At 67.9% G+C, this 8,198-nt stretch carries 5 protein-coding genes and 2 tRNA genes; all 7 read left to right on the plus strand.

Annotated features, from left to right (window positions below; all coding sequences use genetic code 11):
- Nucleotides 1–366: 366 nt before the first annotated feature.
- Complete coding sequence (gene gyrB / locus ASG96_RS19270; RefSeq protein WP_057589227.1) at nt 367–2,457, plus strand: DNA topoisomerase (ATP-hydrolyzing) subunit B; 2,091 nt, start codon at nt 367–369, stop codon at nt 2,455–2,457.
- 136 nt (nt 2,458–2,593) lie between these two features.
- On the plus strand, nt 2,594–5,422 hold the full coding sequence (gene gyrA / locus ASG96_RS19275; protein ID WP_056750143.1) for a DNA gyrase subunit A: 2,829 nt from the start codon (nt 2,594–2,596) through the stop codon (nt 5,420–5,422).
- Nucleotides 5,419–6,075 carry a DUF3566 domain-containing protein gene (locus ASG96_RS19280; RefSeq protein WP_056750140.1) on the plus strand — a complete coding sequence of 219 codons (657 nt, stop codon included), beginning with the start codon at nt 5,419–5,421 and terminating at the stop codon, nt 6,073–6,075. The genes gyrA and ASG96_RS19280 overlap by 4 nt, the downstream gene beginning before the upstream one ends.
- A gap of 178 nt (nt 6,076–6,253) precedes the next feature.
- Nucleotides 6,254–6,330, plus strand: a tRNA-Ile gene (locus ASG96_RS19285).
- A gap of 29 nt (nt 6,331–6,359) precedes the next feature.
- The gene (locus tag ASG96_RS19290) at nt 6,360–6,539 is read left to right on the plus strand and encodes a DLW-39 family protein (protein WP_057589004.1); all 180 of its coding nucleotides are present in this window, start codon (nt 6,360–6,362) and stop codon (nt 6,537–6,539) included.
- Nucleotides 6,540–6,557: 18 nt separating this feature from the next.
- Nucleotides 6,558–6,633: transfer RNA gene (locus tag ASG96_RS19295), tRNA-Ala, on the plus strand.
- Nucleotides 6,634–6,839: 206 nt separating this feature from the next.
- On the plus strand, nt 6,840–8,198 hold a 1,359-nt coding region (locus ASG96_RS19300), incomplete at its 3' end, for an SGNH/GDSL hydrolase family protein (RefSeq protein WP_200962722.1).

Consider the following 8,198-nt stretch of genomic DNA (forward strand, 5'->3'; position numbering starts at 1 on the left):
ATGGGGACCCGGCGGCAGTCTCGAGGTGGCCGACGGCGTTGCGGCGGGTGAAGGTGCCTGAGGCGCGCTGGATCCCCCTGGTGTGATCCTCCCCTCGGATCCACGGGTTCTCGGGCCGGAAAGTGGCCGTTTCGCGCGTCTGAGGGCACGGTTTCCCGCGCCGGACCGTTAGACTGGTGAGGTTGCGGCTCGACGTCCACGTCGAGCCGCCCGCATGAGGTCTGACCACCGAGGAGAGACGTGTCCGACGCCGACGAGCCGATCACCACCAGCACCACCCCCAGTTCCACCGGATCCGACTCCGTGGCAGCAAACGACACAGCGACTCCTGACGCAGCGGCACCGGTCGTCCCCCCAGCGCCTGCGATCCCCGCCGACGTCCGGCCCAACGGCGTCGACTACGACGCGAGCGCGATCACCGTCCTCGAGGGTCTCGAGGCCGTGCGCAAGCGCCCCGGCATGTACATCGGCTCGACCGGCCCTCGCGGCCTGCACCACCTCGTCTACGAGATCGTCGACAACGCCGTGGACGAGTCGCTCGCCGGCTACGCCGACACCATCGACGTCACCCTCCTCGCCGACGGGGGCGTGCGGGTCAAGGACAACGGCCGCGGCATCCCCACCGACATCCACCCGGTCGAGCAGATCAGTGCCGTCGAGCTCGTCCTGACGCAGCTGCACGCCGGCGGCAAGTTCGGTGGCGGCGGCTACAAGGTCTCCGGTGGCCTGCACGGCGTCGGCAGCTCCGTCGTCAACGCCCTCTCGACCCGGCTCAAGGCCGCGGTCCGCCAGAAGGGCCACGTCTTCCGGATGAGCTTCTCCGACGGCGTGCCCGACGGGCCCCTCGAGAAGCAGGAGGCCACCGACGAGACCGGCACGACGATCACCTTCTGGGCCAACGACGACATCTTCGAGACGGTCGACTACGACTTCGAGACCATCCGGGCCCGGATGCAGCAGATGGCCTTCCTCAACAAGGGCCTGACGATCAACCTCGTCGACGAGCGGATCGAGCAGCCCGCGGGCGAGCAAGACGTGGACCTCGACGACCTCGATGAGGACCTCGAGGTCGTCGACGAGTCGACCGACGACGACGAGCCCCAGGACGCGGCGGCCGGCGAGACTGCCGGCGGCGAGAAGAAGAAGGTCACCGCCAAGCGGGTCAGCTACCGCTACGACAACGGCCTCGTCGACTACGTCAACCACATCAACGGCAGCAAGCGCAGCGAGCCGGTCCACCCCGAGGTCATCTCGATCGAGGTCGAGGACGAGGCCCGCTCGCTCAGCCTCGAGCTCGCGATGCAGTGGACCAACGCCTACAGCGAGTCGGTGCACACCTACGCCAACGCGATCAACACCCACGAGGGCGGCACCCACGAGGAGGGCTTCCGCGCGGCGATGACCAAGCTGGTCAACGACTTCGCCCGCCGGCAGAACCTCCTCAAGGAGAAGGACGAGAACCTCACCGGCGACGACGTGCGCGAAGGTCTCACCGCCGTCATCTCGGTCAAGCTCGCCGAGCCGCAGTTCGAGGGCCAGACCAAGACCAAGCTCGGCAACTCCGAGGTCAAGGGCTTCGTCCAGCGCGCCATGACCGAGGAGTTCGGACACTGGCTCGGTGCACACCCCAACGAGGGCAAGGACATCGTCCGCAAGTCGGTCCAGGCCGCGGCCGCGCGCATGGCGGCCCGCAAGGCCCGTGAGGCGACCCGCCGCAAGGGCCTGCTCGAGTCGGGCGGCCTGCCGGGCAAGCTCAAGGACTGTCAGAGCAAGGACCCGAGCATCTCCGAGGTCTTCATCGTCGAGGGCGACAGCGCCGGCGGCTCGGCCACCCAGGCCCGCAACCCGCACACCCAGGCGATCCTCCCGATCCGCGGCAAGATCCTCAACGTCGAGAAGGCGCGCATCGACAAGATCCTCGCCAACAACGAGGTCCAGGCGCTCATCTCGGCCTTCGGCACGGGCATCGGCGAGGACTTCGACATCGACAAGGCGCGCTATCACAAGATCGTGCTGATGGCCGACGCCGACGTCGACGGCATGCACATCCGCACCCTGCTGCTGACCCTGCTCTTCCGCTTCATGCGCCCGCTCATCGAGGCCGGCTACGTCTACCTCGCGCAGCCGCCGCTCTTCCGCCTGCGGTGGAGCAATGCCGAGCACCAGTTCGCCTACAGCGACCGCGAGCGCGACGGCCTGCGGCTGCTCGGTGAGGGCAAGGGCTGGCGCCTGCCGAAGGACAACCCGATCCAGCGCTACAAGGGCCTCGGCGAGATGAACTACCAGGAGCTCGGCGAGACGACGATGGACCAGAGCACGCGCACGCTGCTCCAGGTCACGCTCGACGACGCCGCGAAGGCCGACGAGGTCTTCGCCGTGCTCATGGGTGAGGACGTCGAGTCGCGGCGCTCCTTCATCCAGAAGAACGCGCGCGACGTGAAGTTCCTCGACATCTAGCCGACCGCCGCCGTATGCCGTCGAGCCCGGCCCCGCTGGGACGGGACGTTCCACGTGAAACGGGCGACACGGCATACGCCATCGGTGGCGACCCACGCACCTGTACGAATGTGACTGAGAGACAAAGGGATCTGACGTGAGCGACGACCTGCCTCCCAACGACGGAGACGACGTCAACGAGACGCCCGGCAACGAGACGCCCGGCAACGAGACACCTGGCGACGAGACACCCGACCAGAGCATCGAGGACATCCTCGGCCCCGACCCGGAGGCTGACACGGACGCCGACGACGAGGGCGACCCCAACGCGAGCGCGGTCGTCGTGCCGAGCGACATCGGCCAGCACGACCGGGTCGAGCCGATCGACCTCAACACCGAGATGCAGCGCAGCTACATCGAGTACGCCATGTCGGTCATCGTCAGCCGCGCCCTGCCCGACGTGCGCGACGGCCTCAAGCCCGTGCACCGCCGCATCGTCTACGCGATGTACGACGGCGGCTACCGGCCCGACCGCGGCTACAACAAGTGCGCGCGCGTCGTCGGCGACGTCATGGGCCACTACCACCCGCACGGCGACTCGGCGATCTACGACGCCCTCGTGCGCCTCGTGCAGGACTGGTCGCTGCGCTACCCGCTCGTCGACGGCCAGGGCAACTTCGGCTCCCGAGGCAACGACGGCGCCGCCGCCCCGCGATACACCGAGTGCCGGATGGCCTCGATCGCGATGGAGATGGTCCGCGACATCGAGCAGGACACCGTCGACTTCGTCCCGAACTACGACGGCAAGACGATGCAGCCGGCCGTGCTGCCGAGCCGCTTCCCCAACCTGCTCGTGAACGGCTCCGCCGGCATCGCCGTCGGCATGGCCACGCAGATCCCCGCGCACAACCTGCGCGAGGTCGCGGCCGGCGCGCAGTACTACCTCGACCACCCCGAGATCTCGCGCGAGGACCTGCTCGAGGCGCTGCTCGGCATCATCAAGGGCCCGGACTTCCCGACCGGCGCGCTGATCATGGGTCACAAGGGGATCGAGGAGGCCTACCGCACGGGCCGCGGCTCGATCATCATGCGGGCGGTCGTCGAGGTCGAGGAGATCCAGAACCGCCAGTGCCTCGTCGTCACCGAGCTGCCCTACCAGGTCAACCCGGACATGCTCGCGCTCAAGATCGCCGACCTCGTCAAGGACGGCAAGATCTCGGGCATCGCCGACATCCGTGACGAGACCTCGGGCCGCACCGGCCAGCGCCTCGTCATCGTGCTCAAGCGCGACGCCGTCGCGAAGGTCGTGCTCAACAACCTCTACAAGCACACGCAGCTGCAGACGACGTTCGGCGCTAACATGCTCGCCCTCGTCGACGAGGTGCCGCGCACGCTGCCGCTCGACGGCTTCATCCGCCACTGGGTCGACCACCAGGTCGAGGTCATCGTCCGGCGCACGACCTTCCGCCTGCGCAAGGCCGAGGCCGACATCCACATCCTGCGCGGTCTGCTCAAGGCCCTCGACCGACTCGACGAGGTCATCGCCCTCATCCGTGGCTCACGCACCGTCGACATCGCCCGCGACGGCCTCATCGAGCTGCTCGAGATCGACGAGATCCAGGCCAACGCGATCCTCAACATGCAGCTGCGCCGCCTCGCGGCCCTCGAGCGCGAGAAGCTCATCGAGGCCCACGACGAGCTGCAGACCCTCATCGACGAGTACACCGCGATCCTCGCCTCGCCGGTGCGCCAGCGCGAGATCATCAGCGAGGAGCTCGCCGACATCGTCGAGCGCTACGGCGACGAGCGACGCACGACGATCGTGCCCTTCGACGGCGACATGTCGATGGAGGACCTCATCCCCGAGGAGGACGTCGTCGTCACGATCACCCGTGGTGGCTACGCCAAGCGCACCCGGGTCGACCAGTACCGCTCGCAGAAGCGCGGCGGCAAGGGGGTCCGCGGTGCGTCGCTGCGCGGCGAGGACGTCGTCGAGCACTTCTTCACGACGACGACCCACCACTGGCTGCTCTTCTTCACCAACCTCGGCCGCGTCTACCGCGCCAAGGCGTACGAGCTGCCCGAGGGGTCGCGCGACAGCAAGGGCCAGCACGTGGCCAACCTGCTCGCCTTCCAGCCCGGTGAGCAGATCGCCCAGGTGCTCGCGATCCGCGACTACGCCAAGGCCGACTACCTCGTCCTCGCCACCCGTGCGGGCCTGGTGAAGAAGACGCGCCTGGCCGACTACGACTCCAACCGCTCCGGCGGCCTCATCGCGATCAACCTGCGCGAGGGCGACGAGCTCGTCGGCGCCGGTCTCGCGTCCAACCGCGACGACCTGCTCCTCGTCTCGCGCAAGGGCCAGTCGGTGCGCTTCACCGCGACCGACGAGGCGCTGCGCCCGATGGGCCGCTCGACCTCGGGGGTCACCGGCATGAAGTTCCGCCACGGCGACGACCTGCTCGCCATGTCGGTCGTCGAGGAGGGCGAGAGCCCTGACGTGTTCGTCGTCTTCGAGAACGGCCTCGCCAAGCGCACCCCCGTCTCGGAGTACCGCCTCCAGGGTCGCGGTGGCCTCGGCATCAAGGTCGCCAAGCTCTCCGAGAAGGGCGGCGACCTCGTCGGGGCCCTGACCGTCATCGCCACCGACGAGGTCATGGTCGTCATGGAGAAGGGCAAGATCGTGCGCTCGCGCGTGGACGAGGTGCGCCACACCGGCCGCTCGTCACAGGGCGTGAAGTTCGCGACGCCCGACAAGGGCGACTCGATCGTGGCCGTGGCCCGAAACGCCGAGTCCGCCATCGTCGTCGGTGAGATCGTGGACGGTGACGGTGCGGAGGGTGCCGGGGGTGGCGAGTCCGCTGGTGACGCGGCGTCCGCTCCGGGAGCGCCCGCTACGGTTCCCGGCCCTGATGGCGTACCGTCGGACGAGACGTCGGGTGACGAGGCGAGCTCGTCGGACACCGACAACGGAGGTGACGAATGAGCGCGACCAGCCCTGAGGGCTCCGTCAGCGGGCCCGGCACGTCGACGCGGGCAGGCAGCGGCTCCGGCTTCTCCGACGACCAGGGCCAGAACGGCTCCTACTACGCCGCGAGCGGCGCGTCCGGCAGCACGTCGGGTGCCTCCAGCGCCGAGCAGGCCACCGCGCTCTCGCGCGGCGCGGTCACCAGCCGCACCGCTCCGACGCAGCGGGTCGGCTCCGGCCAGTCCGGCGCCGCCTCCTCGGCGAGCACCGGTACGCGCACCGCGACCGCGACTCGCAAGCACAAGGGCCCGCGCCGCGTCCGCCTCGCCGTCGCACGTGTCGACCCGTGGTCGGTCATGAAGATGAGCTTCCTGCTCTCCGTCGCGCTCGGCATCGCCGGCGTCATCCTCACGGCCGTGCTGTGGATGATCCTGTCGACGATGAACGTCTTCACCGACATCGAGGGCGTGCTCCAGTCGCTCCAGACCACGACGTCCGACCCGTTCTCGATCAAGGACTACGTCGGCTTCGGCCGCGTCGTGTCGCTCTCGATCGTCATCGGCGTCATCGACGTCATCCTCATGACGGCGATCGCGACCGTCATGGCCTTCCTCTACAACATCTGCTCGGCCCTCGTCGGTGGCGTGCAGCTGACGCTCACCGACGACTGAGACCCGCCCTAGCGGCCCTCCACCGGCGTCGCGGACGCGGCGACACGGCATACGCGAACGGCCCCCGCCCTCACCGGCGGGGGCCGTTTTGTGTGAGGCGAGGTGCATCGGGTAACGTTTCCCCTCGCGTCCGGTCAACATCTCTGACGGGGTGGGCCGGCCGCGCGAAGGTGACGATGGGCCTATAGCTCAGACGGTTAGAGCGCTTCCCTGATAAGGAAGAGGTCGGAGGTTCAAGTCCTCCTAGGCCCACCATCACCGCCCCCACGGAGAGGATCCCTCGCATGCTGAAGCGTCTCGCCCTCGTCGGTGCAGCCGTCGCCGGCGTCGTCTTCCTTCGGAAGAAGGCCAAGCAGCAGCAGGCCGAGCAGGACCTCTGGACCCAGGCCACCGACGACGTGCAGGCACCGGTCACGCCGGCTCCCCGTCCCACGGCGACCGACGAGGCGTCCACCTCGTCGTGAGGCCGCTCTCCCCCACTCGGGGCCATGGCGCAATTGGTAGCGCACCTGCTTTGCAAGCAGGGGGTTAGGGGTTCGAGTCCCCTTGGCTCCACCAGCAACGACCTCGTCCGTCTCGGGCGGGGTCGTCGTGCTTTCCGGAGTGCCACGGCACGCAGTCAGTGATCGTGTGGGCACGGGACTCGGCAACCTCCACCGTGCCTAAACCCGTGTCAGGTTTCCGTTGACACAGAGGACAACGAGGACTGGATAATGCGATCACCGCGACGCCGCGATTGGGGTCGCCGGATACAGGGGGCTCACGTGTTTCGTCGCATCGCTCTGCGCGCTTTCCTGATTGCGGTCCTTGCCCTTCTCGGCATCGTGCCTACCTACGGGGGATCCCCTGCGGCCAGAGCCGCCGGGACGCCACGTGTCATGGTGGTGGGCGACTCGATCTCACAAGGGAGTTCAGGGGACTGGACATGGCGCTACCGCCTCTTCCGTCACCTGACGGACTCGGGGGTCGCTGTCGACATGGTCGGCCCCCGCAGCGACCTGTTCAACAACGTGACGAACCAGCAAGGCGACATGAGGTACGCCGACTCCGCGTTCGACGCGGATCACGACTCGACCTGGGGTCGCGCTGCGTACGACGAGAAGAACACCATTGCTTCCGAGGTGAGCACGGCTCAACCCGACTACGTTCTGGTTCTCCTCGGAGTGAACGACCTTGCCTGGCTTACGGATGCGCCGACGGCCGAGCAGTCTCTCCGCACCTTGGTGACCAATGCCCGAAGTGCGAAGCCGGATGTTCGACTTGTGATCGGGCACGTTCTACCGACCGAGCGGGCGGACACAGACACCGACTTCGCCGCGAAGGTGGCAGACCTCAATGGGCGGATCACTTCGATCGTGTCGAGCATGTCGACGACTCAGTCACCGATCGCGCTTGCCAATACGACGGCAGGCTTCGTCGCTTCCACGGACACCTATGACGGTACGCACCCGAACGCGAGAGGCGAGTACAAGATTGCGGCGGCCTTCCAGGATTCGCTGAGTGCTACGTACGGACTGGGGCCAGTATTCAGTCGCCCGCTACCCACGGTGGCCATCGGACCGAGGACCGCGCCCGTCCTCACGACCACCAACGGCAACGGTCAGGTCACCATCTCGTGGACTGAATCACCGGGCGCGACCGGCTACTGGGTCTGGACACGCAACGTCACAGACGGTGGCACCTGGCAGCGACTCCCATTCCCGCTTGCGATGTCCAACTCACCCTGGGTGTCGGCCCTCCTGTCGAACGGCGGTACGTACGAGTACAAGCTCGAGACGACGAAGGGGCACGACACGGGCGTGTTCTCGAACGTCGCGACCGGGCGTCCGACCGGTCCCACTCCGGGTGGCACGGCGTTGTCGATCGCGAGTGGCGACGGCCAGGCGAAGCTCACTTGGACGGCGGTCCCGAACGCAACGGCCCAGTACGTCTGGACCCGCGACGTCACCAATGGCGGTGATTGGGGTCGGCTGCCGATCGGGCTAGGCGGCACCACCTGGACGTCGGCAGGGCTGCGTAATGGTGGGACGTACGAGTACAAACTCCAGTCCTACAACGGCTATCTGGCGGGGTCGTACTCGAATGTGGTGACGGCGCGGCCGACGGGCCCGACGCCGGCTGGG

It is taken from the genome of Terrabacter sp. Soil810 (assembly GCF_001429645.1).
Taxonomy (GTDB): domain Bacteria; phylum Actinomycetota; class Actinomycetes; order Actinomycetales; family Dermatophilaceae; genus Terrabacter.